Below are 15967 nucleotides of genomic sequence, written 5' to 3' on the forward strand. Positions count from 1 at the left end.
CAATCAGGCTGGCGAATACGCCAGGCGCACATAAATCGGTGCAAAGGCTTCGGCCTGGGTGATTTCTATCAGTGTTTCCTTGGCCAGTTCAAGCAGGGCGACAAAATTGACGACCAGCACAGGCGCACCGCGACTGGGGTCGAACAGATCAGAGAATTCTACAAATTTGGCTGACTGCAATTTACGCAAAATGCCGGTCATGTGTTCGCGTACAGATAATTCTTCCCGGCTGATTTTGTGATGTGCTACCAGCGTTGCCCGCTTCAGCACATCGGCCCAGGCGGACTGCAGGTCGGCAATCTCTACCTGTGGCCAGTGCAGGACGGTATTTTGTTCGACGAAAACCTGGGCATGCAAGAAGTCGCGCCCCAATTGCGGGACGGCATTCAGGTCATAGGCAGCCAGTTTCATTTGCTCATATTCGAGCAGGCGGCGTACCAGCTCGGCGCGCGGATCATCGGCTTCATCGCTGTCGGCACTTTTGTTCGATGGCAGCAGCATGCGCGATTTGATTTCAATCAGCATGGCGGCCATCAGCAGGTATTCTGCGGCCAGTTCCAGATTGTGTTCGCGTATCTGATCCACATACTGCAGATATTGCAAGGTGACTTGCGCCATCGGAATATCGAGGATGTTGAAATTTTGCTTGCGTATCAGGTACAGCAGCAAATCCAGCGGACCTTCAAATGCTTCCAGGAAAATCTCCAGGGCATCCGGCGGGATATACAGATCGGTAGGCAGCTTGAACAGTGGCTCGCCATATAATTTGGCAAAGGCCAGCCCGTCGACAACATCAGGTGTGCTGTCAACTGCACCAACCAGTGGCAACTCGGTTGGCGGCAACGCATTGGTGGTTGTCACAAGCTTCTCTATTTACGGGCAGGTGTAGGCGAGTGTGGGCGCTATCAGCCCTTGTTTTGATAAACGTAAGCTTGCTGGTTGATGCGCGACTCAAGCTGGCGCTTTTGGGTATCGAGGTCGACCGGTTGTTTATCCCACAGCAAGGCACGACCATCGCGCTGGCTTTGTTCCAACGCAGGATTGGTTTTTTTCAGGTCTTTGATGAACTGACTTGCTTCGGATTCGTATAACGGGAATTGCTTGGAGAATTTCATAATTTGAAATAAACACGAAAAGGTCGGATAAAGGCGCATTTTACTCCGGTTTTGACCGGGAACGGCTTTCGCCTGCGAAGTAAAGCTATCGATGTGGCTACAGATGCAGCTCCCAACAAGGCTTCAGATCATGCCGGGAACTTACAGATCTTTGACATCCAGCCATTTTCTGACATGGACAGGGCGGTATGCGGTAAATTTCTGCAAGAGGCTGGCGGCATCATTGTCGATATATAACAAGTCCAGATGGGCTGCCCGCAGGAAGCCTTGCTCTACGGTATGCAGCAGGAAATCATGCAGTTTCTGGTAAAAGCCATTGATGTTGTATAAACCGACCGGTTTTTCATGAAAACCCAGTTGCGACCAGGTCAGGACTTCAAACAGTTCTTCCAGCGTGCCTATGCCGCCAGGCATGGCGATAAAGCCATCCGACAGGTCTGCCATCATGGCTTTGCGTTCATGCATATTGCTGACGATATGCAGTTCAGTCAGGCCGGTATGGCCGACTTCCTTGTCCATCAATGCCTTGGGGATGACGCCGGTGACTTGTCCACCCAGGCGCAATACTTCATCGGCAATGATGCCCATCAGGCCGACATTGCCGCCACCATAGACCAGGCGTAATTGCTGGCTGACCAGTTGTGCTGCCAGTTGCCGGGCACCAGCCGCATAGGCAGCCGTGATACCGGGTGAAGAGCCACAATAAACGCAGACCGTTTTCATACCGGATGTCATGCTGGATTCATCTTGCGCAGGTAGTCTTGTGAGAGTTTTTCAAAGACATTCTTGGTTTCGCCACGCAAATATGGGCTGATTAGCACGATCACCTGGTAACAGCCGCGTGCCAGCGAGTCTGACATGGTCTGTAATTCGGTATATTTGCGCGGATTGCGCACATATTCATACGACAGCCAGTAAGTGGCTACCACCACCATATTGGTGGCCAGGGCATTGATATCCATGTCACTGGCTTCAAACTCGCCATCGGCGCGCAGGCCGTTGCACAGTTCGGTCGCGACCTTGATTTTGTGGGTCAGGATTTGCTTGAAATTCAGTTCCAGCTTGCGATTCCTGGACAACAGGTCATTGAGGTCGCGGTAAAAAAAACGATAACGCCAGACCAGCTCAAACGTCAGGTGCAGGTAGGTCCAGATATCCTGGATATTCGCCTTGCGGCCCTCAGGGAAGGACAGCTTTTTATTGATTTCCATTTCGAACTGGGTAAAGATGGAATTGACAATATCATCTTTGTTGCGAAAATGGTAATACAGATTGCCGGGGGAAATATTCATTTCCTCCGCAATCACGGTCGTGGTGATGTTTGGTTCACCGAATTCATTGAAAAGGCGCAGGGATAATTCCAGTATGCGTTCCCTGGTGCGACGAGGAGCTTTGTGTTGCATGTCATTCTTCTCGATAAATTATTTCATAAGAATAACATTGAAAAGCCAACATCGACAGCAGATCAGGTGTCAGAACTCGCTTTGAGTTCATTTTCGGGAGGAATGTGGATCAATCGCGTCTTGGCAAGTTTGTCGTGCAGAAACTGTCCCTGTTTGTCCAGCCGGGTCGTCATGGCCCAGCCGATGACGCCAGCGGTGACGAGCAATACCGTGGGCCATTCTTTCAGGCCTAGCTGATAATTCAATGCCATGGCTGGCAAAAACCACATCCATGCCAGGCAATACCGCACGATGGCCTTCACCACGGGTAATTTGCCGCCATCCAGGTCTACCGCCTTGATGCGCCAGGTCTGCATTGCCAGGGTCTGGCCGCTGCGGCTCCAGCAAAATACAAAGTAGGCACCGATCACCAGAAACAGCCAGAACTGGCGCGCATGACGCAAGACCAGCGCATGCCGGCTTTGCGTCAGTACATCAAAAATCCAGTCAGACACAAAAACAATGCCAAACAACAGCATGCCTTCATAAACCATGCAAATCAGACGGCGACGTAATGGTGGAGCAGTAAGTTCAGAATTCACAGATTTATTTGGCAGAGCCCTGAGATGCAGTAGCGCTGGCAGGCGCTGCGTCTGTCACTGTCGCGACGGAAACCGGGGCAGGTGTAGCAGAAATGGCTGGCGCCGACGCACTGACTGGCTGTTGGGCCAGTGGTGGCGTGGCTTTGACTGTGACAGCAGGCTTGGGGCCTACTTTGAGAGGGGCCAGGATTTTTGGGTTTTTCAGTGCGTCAGCCGAAAGATTGGTGACGCTTTTCTTTTTCTCGTTTTCAGAGGCCAGGCGTTTTTTCTCTTCCTCGCTCAATTGCTGGTATTGCTGCCACTGGGCAGACTTGTGTTCCGGCTTGAGCTGGGTGGATTTGGCATAGTTTTCGCGTGCAGCCATACGTTGTTCTGGCGTCAGTTTGACCCAGTCACGCATGCGTTCTTGCAATCTGGCTTGCTCGTCGGGCTTCATCGTTGCGTAACGATTGGCGATTTCCAGCCATTTTTTCTTGCCCAGTTCGGACATCCTGTCCCATTCAGGGCTGAGTGGTGTCAGGGCCTGCTTTTGTGCAGGGTTGAGTTCTACCCATAAAGGTTTGGCATAGCTGGAGCTTGCCGCACCATTGGCTGGCTTGGCATTTGTTTGTGGTGCGAGCACAGTACTACCACCGGCAAAAGCCGGTGATAATGAGAAAAGTACAACAGTAAGACACAACAGATCTCGCATTAAGTGCAACGTCACGCCTATTCCTCCGTTTTGTTCAAATAGGCAGTGAACCCGGTATCAACATAAGCGGCTGGCGGCAATTCATCAACCAGAACGGCAGTGTCGATATCTGCCAACTCATTGATGTTTTGCTGTTGTTCATATTCATAAATGCCTATCAGGCCGGCCACCAGCACCAGCAGTGGCAGGGCGATACCCAGCTTGCCCATCCAGGAACCAGGTCCCTGGAAAGAAAAACCGGAATTGCCGGCCAGCACGCCTTTAAATGCCAATACGGCAACAGGTGCTTCCTGTTTCTTGCGTGCCATGGCCATTTTACGAGCCTGTGCTAACCTATCCAGAGTTGGCACAGGGAGGCTTTCCGCTGATTCATTCAGCGCTCGTCTTACCTTGTAAGCAAATTCAAGGTCTTTCGCTTCTTTTGAATAATTCATAGGTGAATTCCTTTAGCCTTGAGTGTGACGGCCAATGCGTGCGTTGCTCTGGAGCAGTGTGTTTTGACGCTACCTTCTGAGCAACCCATTGCAGCGGCGGTCTCCGCTACATCCATGTCTTCCCAATAACGCATGAGGAAGGCTTCCCGTTGACGCGCAGGAAGCTTTTTTATTTCTTCGTCAATTATATTCAGAACCTGCTCGCGTTCTATCTTGTCGGCGCTGGATTCTGAGGCCTCTGTTCCTTCTTCTGCCGCATAACTTTCCAATAAGTCAAAATTGTCATCATCCTGGTTATTGGCCGGGGTAATGCTGGAAAACAGGCTGACCCAGGTATTGCGCACTTTTTCCCTACGGAAAAAATCCAGGATGGTGTTTTGCAGTATGCGCTGAAACAGCATGGGCAATTCGGCGGCAGGCTTGTCACCATATTTTTCCGCGAGTTTGATCATTGCTTCTTGAACAATGTCTAAAGCAGATTCCTCATTGCGGACGGTATACACGGCGTGCTTGAAAGCGCGGCGCTCTACACCTTCCAAAAAGCTGGATAATTCTTTGTCTGTGGCCATCGTTGGCAGTTACGTTGCGGGCAGTTACGTTGTAGTTACGTGTTTAGTCAGGTATTTAAGCAGGCACCAGTTCCTGATCTGATTGGACTTTTTTAGGAAAATGCCAGCGCTCAAAATTGCGCACATGCTAGCAAAAATACGCGTTTATGTCCTGCATTTCGTTAAGAATAGTTTTTATGATAATCAAATTTATTATAATAACTCGCTTTTTACTGTGAATTTTCCTTGACCAAAATGCTGCGACGCAGTACCTTGTGAGTCCGCTCCAAAATCTCGGGGCACAAAATGCTTGTCTGGAACAGCCCACAATGCTGACACCGACGAGTTCGCTTTAAGAAGCTGTTTGTTCTGACCCATGCCACAAGCGTGAGAAGTCTGTCGTTGTAAAGCCTTAATACTGATTGAACGAGTGCACTAAGCCTTGCCTGGCACCATATCCAACGGATATGTAAAGGGGAATGTGACCGCACATAAAGGGATTTCAGCTTTCCGGTATTTACATGTCGATTTCGCCAGGAAAGAACATCCGATCAATCTCCTATGGACCTTGAAAGGACACAATTTATGAGTTCAGAATTTACAGGCGCAGAGATACTTGTCAAGTGTCTGGCCGAAGAGGGTGTTGAGCATGTGTTCGGATATCCGGGCGGTGCCGTACTCTATATCTATGATGCGATTTTCAATCAGGACAAGTTTCAACATATCCTGGTGCGTCACGAGCAAGCTGCAGTACATGCCGCTGATGCCTATTCCCGTTCATCCAATAAAGTCGGTGTGGCTCTGGTCACTTCCGGGCCTGGTGTTACCAATGCGGTGACCGGTCTGGCAACTGCTTATATGGATTCCATACCCATGGTGATCATTTCAGGTCAGGTTCCCAGTGCCGTTATCGGCCAGGATGCCTTCCAGGAATGCGACACCGTTGGTATTACCCGTCCCTGCGTAAAGCATAATTTTTTGGTGAAAGACGTCAGAGACCTGGCCGAGACCGTCAAGAAGGCATTCTATATTGCGACGACAGGTCGTCCGGGTCCTGTGCTGGTGGATATCCCTAAAGATATCAGCATGCACAAAACTACCTACAGCTACCCTAAAGAAGTCGAAATGCGCTCTTACAAGCCAGTCGACAAAGGGCATGCAGGACAAATTCGCAAGGCTGTGCAACTGTTGTTGCAGGCTGAACGTCCGATGATTTATACCGGTGGCGGCGTGATCCTCGCGCATGCAGCGCCGGAACTGAATAAACTGGTTGATACACTCGGTTTTCCATGCACCAATACCCTGATGGGTCTGGGTGGCTACCGTGCCAGCGATGAAAAATTCGTCGGCATGCCGGGCATGCATGGTACGTACGAAGCCAATATGGCCATGCAGCACTGCGACGTGCTGATCGCCATTGGCGCACGTTTTGATGACCGCGTGATTGGCAACCCGAAACATTTTTCTTCGCATCCACGCAAGATCATTCATATTGATATTGATCCATCGTCGATTTCCAAACGCGTCAAGGTTGATATTCCTATCGTCGGCAATGTCAAGGATGTGTTGCAGGAGATGCTGTCACAACTGAGTGCAGTCGAGACGCGTCCTGATCCCAAGGCGCTGGCCGCCTGGTGGAAACAAGTCAATGAATGGCGTGGTCGTGATTGCCTGAAATACCCGACTTCGAGTGAAGTCATCAAGCCACAATCCGTTGTTGAAAAAGTCTGGGAAGTCACCAAGGGCGATGCCTTTGTAACCTCTGACGTTGGTCAGCATCAGATGTGGGCAGCACAGTACTATCGCTTCGAAAAACCACGTCGCTGGATCAATTCTGGCGGCCTGGGCACCATGGGTGTGGGCTTGCCGTATGCCATGGGCGTGCAGATGGCCAATCCGGATGCGACTGTCGCCTGTATCACGGGCGAAGCCTCGATACAGATGTGCATACAAGAGCTGGCAACCTGCAAGCAATATCACCTGACACCAAAAATCATCTTGTTGAACAACCGCTTCCTTGGCATGGTCAGGCAGTGGCAGCAGATTGATTATGGCTCACGCTATTCCGAGTCTTACATGGATTCTTTGCCTGACTTTACCAAGCTGGTAGAGGCCTATGGCCACGTTGGCATGAAGATAGAAAATCCGGCAGACGTGGATGGCGCAGTGCGTGAAGCCTTTGCCATGAAAGACAGACTGGTATTCATGAATTTCATTACTGATCAAACCGAGAATGTCTGGCCTATGGTCAAGGCAGGCAAGGGCTTGACGGAAATGTTACTGGGTTCGGAGGATCTGTGATGAGACATATTATTTCCATCCTTCTCGAAAATGAAGCCGGTGCCTTGTCGCGCGTGGTCGGTCTGTTTTCTGCCCGTGGTTACAACATTGAAACCCTGACCGTTGCGCCGACTGAAGATGCCACCTTGTCGCGGATGACGATCGTGACCTCCGGTTCCGATGACATCATCGAACAGATCACCAAGCACTTGAACCGCCTGATCGAGGTAGTCAAGGTGGTTGACCTGACCGAGGGCGCGCATATAGAACGTGAACTGATGCTGATCAAGGTAAGAGCGGTCGGCAAGGAGCGCGAAGAAATGAAGCGCACCGCAGATATTTTCCGTGGCCGCATCATTGATGTCACCGAAAAGACCTACACCATAGAATTGACCGGTAATAAAGGTAAATTGGATGCTTTCATTGATTCAATCGACCGCACGGCAATTCTGGAAACGGTACGTACCGGTGGTTCAGGCATAGGGCGCGGCGAACGCATCCTCAAGGTTTAGCAATTCAGGCATTAGCTGTTATTTGCCAATTCTCTACAAAAATACTTAATTATTAGGATACAAAATGAAAGTTTTCTACGACAAAGATTGTGATCTCTCCCTGATCAAAGGCAAAAACGTTACCATCATCGGTTACGGTTCCCAAGGCCATGCCCATGCGCAAAATCTGAATGATTCCGGCTGTAAAGTGACTGTCGCCCTGCGTAAAGGCGGCGCGTCCTGGGACAAGGCAAAAAATGCCGGTCTGAACGTAGCTGAAGTGAACGACGCAGTCAAAGCTGCCGACGTCATCATGATTTTGCTGCCTGATGAAAACATCGCCCAGGTGTATGCTGAAAACGTTGCCCCTCACGCCAAACAAGGCGCAGTGCTGGCATTTGCCCACGGCTTCAATGTTCACTACGGTCAAGTCGTGCCACGCGCTGATCTGGATGTCATCATGATCGCTCCTAAAGCACCTGGCCACACTGTACGTGGTACTTATAGCCAGGGTGGTGGCGTGCCTCACCTGATCGCTGTATATCAGGACAAATCCGGCTCTGCCCGTGACATCGCCTTGTCTTACGCCATGGCTAACGGCGGTGGCCGTGCCGGCATCATCGAAACCAACTTCCGTGAAGAAACAGAAACCGATTTGTTCGGTGAACAAGCTGTTTTGTGCGGTGGTGCAGTTGAACTGATCAAGGCTGGTTTTGAAACACTGGTCGAAGCTGGCTACGCGCCAGAAATGGCTTACTTCGAATGTCTGCATGAACTGAAACTGATCGTTGACCTGATCTATGAAGGCGGTATCGCCAACATGAATTACTCGATCTCCAACAATGCAGAATACGGTGAATATGTGACTGGCCCGAAAGTCGTCACAGAAGACACCAAAAATGCCATGCGCCAATGCCTGAAAGATATTCAGACTGGCGAATACGCGAAGAGCTTCATCCTGGAAAACAAAGCAGGCGCACCAACTTTGATCTCCCGCCGTCGCTTGACTTCCGAACACCAGATCGAAGAAGTGGGCGCGAAATTGCGTGCCATGATGCCATGGATCGCTAAAAACAAACTGGTTGATCAATCGAAGAACTAATCTTTAAGATTGCCGGGCATCATCCAGCGTGCGCTCGTAGGCGCACGCAGCTAGAAGGCTAAAAGTCGTCCACTTGGACGACTTTTTTTACGCCTTCAAGTGCACTTGGATTGCTAAAAACAAACTGGTTGATCAATCGAAGAACTAATCTTTAGGATTGCCGGGCATCATCCAGCGTGCGCTGGCAGGCGCACGCAGCTCGAAGACTAAAAATCGCCCGCAGGGGCGATTTTTACTTTGTGGGCCTTATGATAGCGTGTCAGATCTGTGCATTAAATTTTTATTAAATGTAAATGAAGATGTATATTGGAGGCCGGACCGTGAAGTAGGCATGTCTCTGAGTTTGTTTTCACCGGCAATAATCGGGGTTATACTTCGCACACTTTTGCATCCCTTGCTCAGGCAAGTGACATATTTCACAGATTACGATAGCAAGAATGGCACCTATACTAAAACGAAAGCCCAAAGGCAGTTTCAAGTTGTTCCCCAAGAGTATGCGCAAGAACTCGGCCGCGAACGGGCATGAGGGGGATGATGTACGCGTGCCGGCCAAACCCAGGCGCGGGATTTATCTGTTGCCGAATGCTTTTACGACGGCAGCCCTGTTCTGCGGGTTCTACGCCATTGTGATGGCGATGAATCAACGTTTTGACCAGTCTGCACTGGCGATCTTTGTGGCCATGGTGCTGGATAGCCTGGATGGTCGCGTGGCGCGCATGACCAATACTCAAAGTGAATTTGGGGCCCAGTACGATAGTTTGTCAGACATGATTTCTTTCGGTGCAGCGCCAGCGCTGGTTGCCTATGAATGGTCGTTAAAGGGCATGGGCAAGTTGGGGTGGCTGGCCGCCTTTGTGTATTGTGCCGGTGCTGCTTTGCGCCTGGCACGCTTCAATACCAATATTGGGATTGTCGATAAACGCTACTTCCAGGGCTTGCCTAGCCCTGCGGCTGCGGCCCTGGTGGCGGGCTTTGTATTGTTGATGGAAGACTTGCATTTCCCTGGCCGTGAGCTGAGCTGGAGTACCTGGAGCATTACCCTGTTTGCCGGTTTGACCATGGTGACCAATGTGCCTTTCTATAGCTTCAAAGATGTCAATTTACGTCGTTCGGTGCCGTTTATCGCCCCATTTCTGATTGTATTGGCCTATGTGGCTGTGGTCAGTGACCCACCCAAGGTGTTATTTGGTTTGTTCGTCCTGTATGGTTTGTCTGGTTATGTCGTGTTGCTATGGCGCTGGCGCAAGGGCAGGCCGGTCAGCCTGGTGCAGACCAGCGTCGAGCCGCATGAAGAGAAATAATATTTGAGAATATGCACGCCGGATAATATTCGGCATTTCGCAAGAAAAGTCGCCATACAGAAAATGTATCGCGGCTTTTTTGCTTTTCTGCCTGAGAAAAATGGGATTTTGCTGCTATAAATTCTTGCACTTTTCTGTAATCGCGCTTATAGTCTTTGGCATGAACTTCGCATCCACATCAATAGCAAAAAACACTATGGCAGGCCTGTCTGGTCTGCTATCGCTATTGCTGGCATCTCTACTAGCGGTTACGCGCTAAATTCCCCATACCCACAATTCGAGTAGTCTCACCACCCATGTGCGTCTTGCAAGGGTAGGCTAGAGAATATTCACAATTTACAGTTTCATCTCATATCAATTTTATAAATTCTGTTTTTTTAAATTTATCTCAGGAGCAATATCATGGCTGACAAACTCATCATATTCGACACAACCTTGCGTGATGGCGAACAATCACCTGGTGCATCCATGACCAAGGATGAAAAAATCCGCATTGCCAAGCAACTGGAAAGAATGAAGGTCGATGTGATTGAGGCCGGTTTTGCCGCAGCGTCGCCAGGTGATTTTGAATCCATCAAGGCGATTGCCTCCATCATCAAGGATTCCACGATTTGCTCTCTGTCGCGCGCCAATGACCGAGATATCGCGCGTGCCGCCGAAGCCTTGCAGGCCGCGCAGCGCAAGCGTATCCATACGTTCATTGCGACTTCTCCTTTGCACATGGAAAAGAAATTGCGCATGACGCCAGACCAGGTGCTGGAGCAGGCGATGCAGGCTGTGCGCTATGCCCGCAACTTTACGGATGATGTCGAATTCAGTCCGGAAGATGGTAGTCGCTCAGACATGGATTTCCTTTGCCGCGTGCTGGAGGCAGTCATCAAGGAAGGCGCAACGACCATCAATTTTGCGGATACCGTTGGTTATGCCGTGCCTGAACTGTACGGCAATATGCTGAAATCCCTGCGTGAACGCATCCCGAATTCCGACAAGGTGGTGTGGTCGGTACATTGTCACAACGATCTGGGCATGGCGGTGGCCAATTCCCTGGCCGGCGTCATGATAGGTGGTGCACGTCAGATCGAATGCACCATCAATGGCCTGGGTGAGCGCGCAGGTAATACTGCGCTCGAAGAAATTGTCATGGCAGTGCGCACCCGCAAGGATTATTTTGATCTGCAACTGGGTATTGATATCAGCCAGATCGTGCCTGCATCCAAGCTGGTGTCGCAAATCACCGGCTTTGCCGTGCAGCCGAACAAGGCCGTGGTGGGGGCGAATGCCTTTGCTCATGCATCCGGCATCCATCAGGATGGCATTTTGAAAGCGCGTGATACCTATGAAATCATGCGTGCCGAAGACGTGGGCTGGAGCGCGAATAAGCTGGTCCTGGGTAAATTGTCTGGCCGTAACGCTTTCAAACAGCGTTTGGAAGAGTTGGGCATCGCATTGGAATCAGAGGCTGAAGTCAATGCAGCCTTTGCCCGCTTCAAGGAACTGGCCGACCGTAAGTCTGACATATTCGACGAAGATATCCTTGCCCTGGTGTCCGATGAAGAGCACGCGCAAAACAACGATGCCTTCCATTATGTTTCTCTTTCGCAACGTTCTGAAACTGGTGAGTTGCCATTTGCTAAAGTCGTATTTACTTCAAACGGCAAGGAAGTCAGTTGCGAAGCGAATGGTAATGGCCCGGTTGATGCCATGGTCAATGCGATCGATTCCAAGGTGCAGAGTGGGGCAGAGCTGTTGTTGTTCTCGGTGAACGCGATCACGACGGGTACGCAATCACAAGGTGAGGTCACCATGCGTTTGTCCAAGGCTGGCCGCATCGTCAATGGCGTCGGCGCTGATCCTGATATCGTTGTTGCTTCAGCGAAAGCCTATTTGTCGGCATTGAATAAATTGCAATCAAAGACCGAGAAACTGAATCCCCAGATTTAAAGCAGGATTTGATTCCAACTTAAAACGGTGGTATAGTCACGCGTCCCGTCATTCCGGCGGGATTGCTATTTCACGATAACGATGGTTTTGTAGCTGTTTTTATAAATACGGCGACTCTTGTTATCGCATGTTAAGGAAAATTATGTCTATCGAAAAAAATGCAAAAGCCGCTATCGTAGCGGACAATGCCCGTGGTCAAAATGACACAGGCTCTCCTGAAGTGCAAGTTGCTTTGTTGACTGCACGTATCAATGACCTGAATGGTCACTTCAAAGCGCACTCTAAAGATCACCACTCCCGTCGTGGTTTGATCATGATGGTTAACCGTCGTAAGAGTCTGCTGTCTTACCTGAAAGGTAAAGACCTGAATCGCTATCGCTCACTGATCGAAAAACTCGGCTTGCGTAAGTAATTCTTGCTGAGCTTAGCAAATCATTGGTAGTAAAAAGCCTGCGTCAGTCGTCTGTCGCAGGCTTTTTGTCTATGTAGAGTTTTAGTTTCTCCCAGTTTTAGCCCGGTTTTTAACGGAAATGTTGAAAACAGGCAAAAAAGCAATCCAGGCGGGTTGCTCGCGGTGAGGTGAACGACAGCGCCTGAAAATCTGTCGGCAAAATAGAAAGGACACATTGTGTTTAATAAAATTACCAAAACCTTCCAATACGGTCAGCACCAGGTCACACTGGAAACCGGTGAAATCGCCCGCCAGGCTTCTGGCGCGGTCCTGGTATCCATAGAAGATACCGTCGTACTGGCAACCGTTGTTGCAAAGAAGGATGCCAAGCCAGGTCAGGATTTCTTTCCTCTGACCGTGGATTACATGGAAAAAACTTACGCTGCTGGCCGTATTCCCGGCGGTTTCTTCAAGCGTGAAGGTCGTCCATCTGAAAAAGAAACACTGACTTCCCGTTTGATCGACAGGCCTATCCGCCCTCTGTTCCCAGAAGGCTATCTGAACGAAGTTCAGGTCATCATTCATGTATTGTCCGTCAATCCGGAAATCGATCCTGATATCGCTGCGATGATCGGCGCTTCTGCTGCGATTTCTGTTGCTGGCATCCCATTCAGTGGCCCGGTTGGTGCAGCACGTGTTGGTTACATCGATGGTCAATATGTATTGAACCCAACTGCAACGCAACTGAAACAATCCAAACTGGATCTGGTTGTTGCCGGTACTGAGCAAGCCGTGTTGATGGTGGAATCTGAAGCGCAGCAATTGTCTGAAGAAATCATGCTGGGCGCGGTAGTGTATGGCCACACGCAAATGAAAGCGGTGATCGATGCGATCCATGAACTGGTACGTGACGGTGGCAAGCCTGAAGTACAATGGGCACCTGCGGCAAAAAATGAGCCACTGATTGCTGCTGTAACTGCAGTCGCAGAGCCTCTGTTGCGCGCTGCTTATCAAACCAAAGAAAAACAGGCACGTACTGAGCAACTGAAGGCGGCAACGTCCACAGTCGCTGCCGCACTGGCTGAACAAGCTGCTGCCAAAGGCGAAGCTGCTCCTGATTCTTCCGAAGTGGGTAATATCCTGTTTGATCTGGAAGCGAAAATCGTTCGTTCCCAGATCCTCGAAGGCGAACCACGTATCGATGGTCGTGACACACGCACAGTGCGTCCTATCACTATCCGTACCGGTGTTTTGCCACGTACGCATGGTACCGCCCTGTTCACACGTGGTGAAACGCAGGCTTTGGTGATTGCTACACTGGGCACTGCCCGTGACGAGCAAAAAATTGATGCGCTGATGGGTGAATACTCTGATCGCTTCATGCTGCATTACAATATGCCTCCATTCGCTACTGGCGAAACAGGCCGAGTTGGCACACCTAAGCGTCGTGAAATCGGCCATGGCCGCCTGGCTAAACGCGCATTGCAGGCTGCCTTGCCTGATCCGGAAGATTTCAGCTATTCCGTACGCCTGGTGTCCGAAATTACTGAATCCAATGGTTCTTCTTCCATGGCCTCCGTCTGTGGCGGCTGCCTGGCTTTGATGGATGCTGGCGTGCCGATGAAAGCACACGTGGCAGGTATCGCCATGGGCCTGATCAAGGATGGCAACAAGTTTGCCGTTCTGACCGACATCCTGGGTGATGAAGATCACCTGGGTGACATGGACTTTAAAGTAGCTGGTACTGCAGAAGGCATTACTGCCCTGCAAATGGATATCAAAATCCAGGGTATCACCAAAGAAATCATGCAAGTCGCTCTGGCGCAGGCCAAAGAAGGCCGTATCCATATTCTGGGTAAAATGCAAGAAGCCGTACCGGTTGGTAAAACCGAACTGTCCGACTTTGCGCCACGTCTGATCACAGTCAAGATCAACCCTGAAAAAATCCGTGATGTTATCGGTAAGGGTGGTGCAGTGATCCGTGCATTGACGGAAGAAACTGGTACGCAAATCGATATCAGCGATGAAGGCGTGGTCACTATCGCTTCTGTGGATGCAGCAGCTGGCCAGGAAGCCAAACGTCGTATCGAAGAACTGACTGCAGAAGTTGAAGTTGGCAAGGTCTACGACGGTACAGTATTGAAGTTGCTGGACTTCGGCGCGATTGTCCAAATCATGCCAGGTAAAGATGGTTTGCTGCACATCAGCCAGATCGCCAATGAGCGCGTAAATGCGGTTGCCGACTACCTCAAAGAAGGTCAGCAAGTGCGCGTCAAAGTGCTGGAAACAGATGATCGTGGTCGCTTCAAGCTGTCCATGAAGGCGGCATTGTCTGAGTCTGAAGCACAAGGTCAGCCACAGCAGCAATAACAGCGGCAGGTAGTGAGGTAGATGATGAGGCAGATGATAAGTAGATAATCAGGCCGTCATTTGCCTTGCACCGCCAGGCTGGAAAAAAGAAGAAACGCCCGTGCTTTGTACGGGCGTTTTTTTATTCGCTTACAATTCAAATCCCATCGTCCACTTTATTGATGAGTCCCCATGAAAACTGAAATGCGCGCCATAGAAATCACCCATTACGGCAAGCCGGAAGTGTTGCAGATGACTACCCGGCCCATGCCTGTACCTGGCAAGGGTGAATTGCTGATACGGGTCAGTGCCGCCGGTGTGAACCGGCCTGATGTCTTGCAGCGCCTGGGTTTTTACCCTGTACCTGCAGGTGCGTCGGATTTGCCGGGGCTGGAAGTGGCGGGGGAGGTGGTTGCCGGTGACGTCGAGGGTAGCGCGTTTCAGGTCGGAGATCAGGTTTGTGCCCTGGTGCAGGGTGGTGGCTATGCCGAATACTGCGTGGCACCGGTAGGACAGTGTCTGAAGCTGCCGCAGGGCCTGTCTTTGCTGGAAGCGGCATCTTTGCCGGAAACTTATTTCACGGTCTGGAGCAATGTATTCCAGCGCGCCCATTTATCGCCGGGTGAAAGTTTTCTGGTGCAGGGTGGTACCTCGGGTATCGGTGTGGCCGCGATTCAAATTGCAAAGGCATTGGGGCATCGTGTATTTGCCACTGCCGGTTCGGACGATAAGTGTCGTGCAACAGAAAAGCTGGGTGCGGAACGCGGTATCAACTACAAGACTGAGAAATTTGTCGATGTCATCAAGGAATTGACGGCTGGCAAAGGCGTTGACGTCATTCTGGACATGGTGGCGGGCAGTTACGTGCCGCAGGAGATCAATTGTCTTGCCGATGATGGCCGCCTCGCCATTATTGCCTTGCTGGGTGGTTCTACTGCGGAACTGGATCTGGCCCAGGTATTGCGCCGCCGCCTGACCGTGACTGGTTCTACCTTGCGCCCACGCTCGGTGGCTTTCAAAAAGGCGATTGCGACTGAATTGCAGGAACGTGTCTGGCCGCTGCTGAGTTCCCGGGCGATCGTGCCTGTGATTCATCATGTCTTCCCCCTGGCGCAGGCCGCGCAGGCGCATGCCATGATGGAGGAGGGTGCGCATATAGGAAAAATCATGTTGTCTATGGATGCAGGTTAAGAACCTGTTTGCGATCTTACTGCGCGAGCGTGATCGGGGCTCATGCGCTGCTCAAAATGCTCATGTACTGAAGTACATTCCGCTTTTTGCGCTGCGTTTTTGTTACCCTTACCCCGCTGACGCTCACTCGCTACAGATCGTAAACACGT

At 50.7% G+C, this 15967-nt stretch carries 16 protein-coding genes; 8 read left to right on the forward strand and 8 right to left on the reverse strand.

Annotated features, from left to right (window positions below; translation table 11 throughout):
- Positions 1-3: 3 nt before the first annotated feature.
- The 8 genes from ACO0LM_RS11190 to ACO0LM_RS11225 form a co-directional block, all read right to left on the reverse strand.
- Positions 4-861: a segregation and condensation protein A gene (locus tag ACO0LM_RS11190; protein WP_423037068.1), complete on the reverse strand. Its 858-nt coding sequence runs from the start codon at positions 859-861 to the stop codon at positions 4-6.
- Positions 862-905: 44 nt separating this feature from the next.
- Entirely contained in the window at positions 906-1115 is a 210-nt protein-coding gene (locus ACO0LM_RS11195; protein WP_422986206.1) for a DUF3460 family protein, read from the reverse strand.
- A 141-nt stretch (positions 1116-1256) separates the two neighbouring features.
- Positions 1257-1838 carry a TIGR00730 family Rossman fold protein gene (locus ACO0LM_RS11200; protein ID WP_423037195.1) on the reverse strand — a complete coding sequence of 194 codons (582 nt, stop codon included), beginning with the start codon at positions 1836-1838 and terminating at the stop codon, positions 1257-1259.
- An 8-nt stretch (positions 1839-1846) separates the two neighbouring features.
- Positions 1847-2518, reverse strand: coding sequence for a TetR/AcrR family transcriptional regulator (locus ACO0LM_RS11205; protein WP_423037070.1), 672 nt, complete (start codon positions 2516-2518; stop codon positions 1847-1849).
- 62 nt (positions 2519-2580) lie between these two features.
- On the reverse strand, positions 2581-3099 hold the full coding sequence (locus tag ACO0LM_RS11210) for an RDD family protein (RefSeq protein ID WP_423037072.1): 519 nt from the start codon (positions 3097-3099) through the stop codon (positions 2581-2583).
- A gap of 4 nt (positions 3100-3103) precedes the next feature.
- Positions 3104-3721 (reverse strand): DUF3106 domain-containing protein, encoded by a 618-nt coding sequence (locus ACO0LM_RS11215; RefSeq protein ID WP_423037074.1) that lies wholly within the window; start codon positions 3719-3721, stop codon positions 3104-3106.
- A gap of 86 nt (positions 3722-3807) precedes the next feature.
- Positions 3808-4224: a DUF3619 family protein gene (locus ACO0LM_RS11220; RefSeq protein WP_423037076.1), complete on the reverse strand. Its 417-nt coding sequence runs from the start codon at positions 4222-4224 to the stop codon at positions 3808-3810.
- Positions 4221-4793 carry an RNA polymerase sigma factor gene (locus ACO0LM_RS11225; protein WP_422986216.1) on the reverse strand — a complete coding sequence of 191 codons (573 nt, stop codon included), beginning with the start codon at positions 4791-4793 and terminating at the stop codon, positions 4221-4223. The genes ACO0LM_RS11220 and ACO0LM_RS11225 overlap by 4 nt, the downstream gene beginning before the upstream one ends.
- Before the next feature lie 564 nt (positions 4794-5357).
- On the opposite strand from ACO0LM_RS11225, the gene ACO0LM_RS11230 reads away from it, so the two are divergent.
- From ACO0LM_RS11230 to ACO0LM_RS11265, 8 genes are all read left to right on the forward strand, one after another.
- Positions 5358-7073, forward strand: coding sequence for an acetolactate synthase 3 catalytic subunit (locus ACO0LM_RS11230; protein ID WP_423037078.1), 1716 nt, complete (start codon positions 5358-5360; stop codon positions 7071-7073).
- On the forward strand, positions 7073-7564 hold the full coding sequence (gene ilvN, locus ACO0LM_RS11235; protein ID WP_162059361.1) for an acetolactate synthase small subunit: 492 nt from the start codon (positions 7073-7075) through the stop codon (positions 7562-7564). The genes ACO0LM_RS11230 and ilvN overlap by 1 nt, the downstream gene beginning before the upstream one ends.
- A 64-nt stretch (positions 7565-7628) precedes the next feature.
- Positions 7629-8645, forward strand: coding sequence for a ketol-acid reductoisomerase (gene ilvC, locus ACO0LM_RS11240; RefSeq protein ID WP_423037080.1), 1017 nt, complete (start codon positions 7629-7631; stop codon positions 8643-8645).
- Positions 8646-9082: 437 nt separating this feature from the next.
- Positions 9083-9946, forward strand: coding sequence for a CDP-diacylglycerol--serine O-phosphatidyltransferase (gene pssA / locus ACO0LM_RS11245; RefSeq protein WP_423037082.1), 864 nt, complete (start codon positions 9083-9085; stop codon positions 9944-9946).
- A gap of 402 nt (positions 9947-10348) precedes the next feature.
- Positions 10349-11887, forward strand: coding sequence for a 2-isopropylmalate synthase (locus tag ACO0LM_RS11250; RefSeq protein ID WP_423037084.1), 1539 nt, complete (start codon positions 10349-10351; stop codon positions 11885-11887).
- Positions 11888-12029: 142 nt separating this feature from the next.
- On the forward strand, positions 12030-12299 hold the full coding sequence (rpsO, locus tag ACO0LM_RS11255; protein WP_110253976.1) for a 30S ribosomal protein S15: 270 nt from the start codon (positions 12030-12032) through the stop codon (positions 12297-12299).
- Positions 12300-12515: 216 nt separating this feature from the next.
- Positions 12516-14648, forward strand: a complete 2133-nt coding sequence (gene pnp, locus ACO0LM_RS11260) for a polyribonucleotide nucleotidyltransferase (protein WP_423037086.1) — start codon at positions 12516-12518, stop codon at positions 14646-14648.
- Positions 14649-14831: 183 nt separating this feature from the next.
- Entirely contained in the window at positions 14832-15818 is a 987-nt protein-coding gene (locus tag ACO0LM_RS11265) for an NAD(P)H-quinone oxidoreductase (RefSeq protein WP_423037197.1), read from the forward strand.
- Positions 15819-15967 lie beyond the last annotated feature (149 nt).

The organism is Undibacterium sp. Di26W, assembly GCF_049340265.1.
GTDB lineage: Bacteria > Pseudomonadota > Gammaproteobacteria > Burkholderiales > Burkholderiaceae_D > Undibacterium.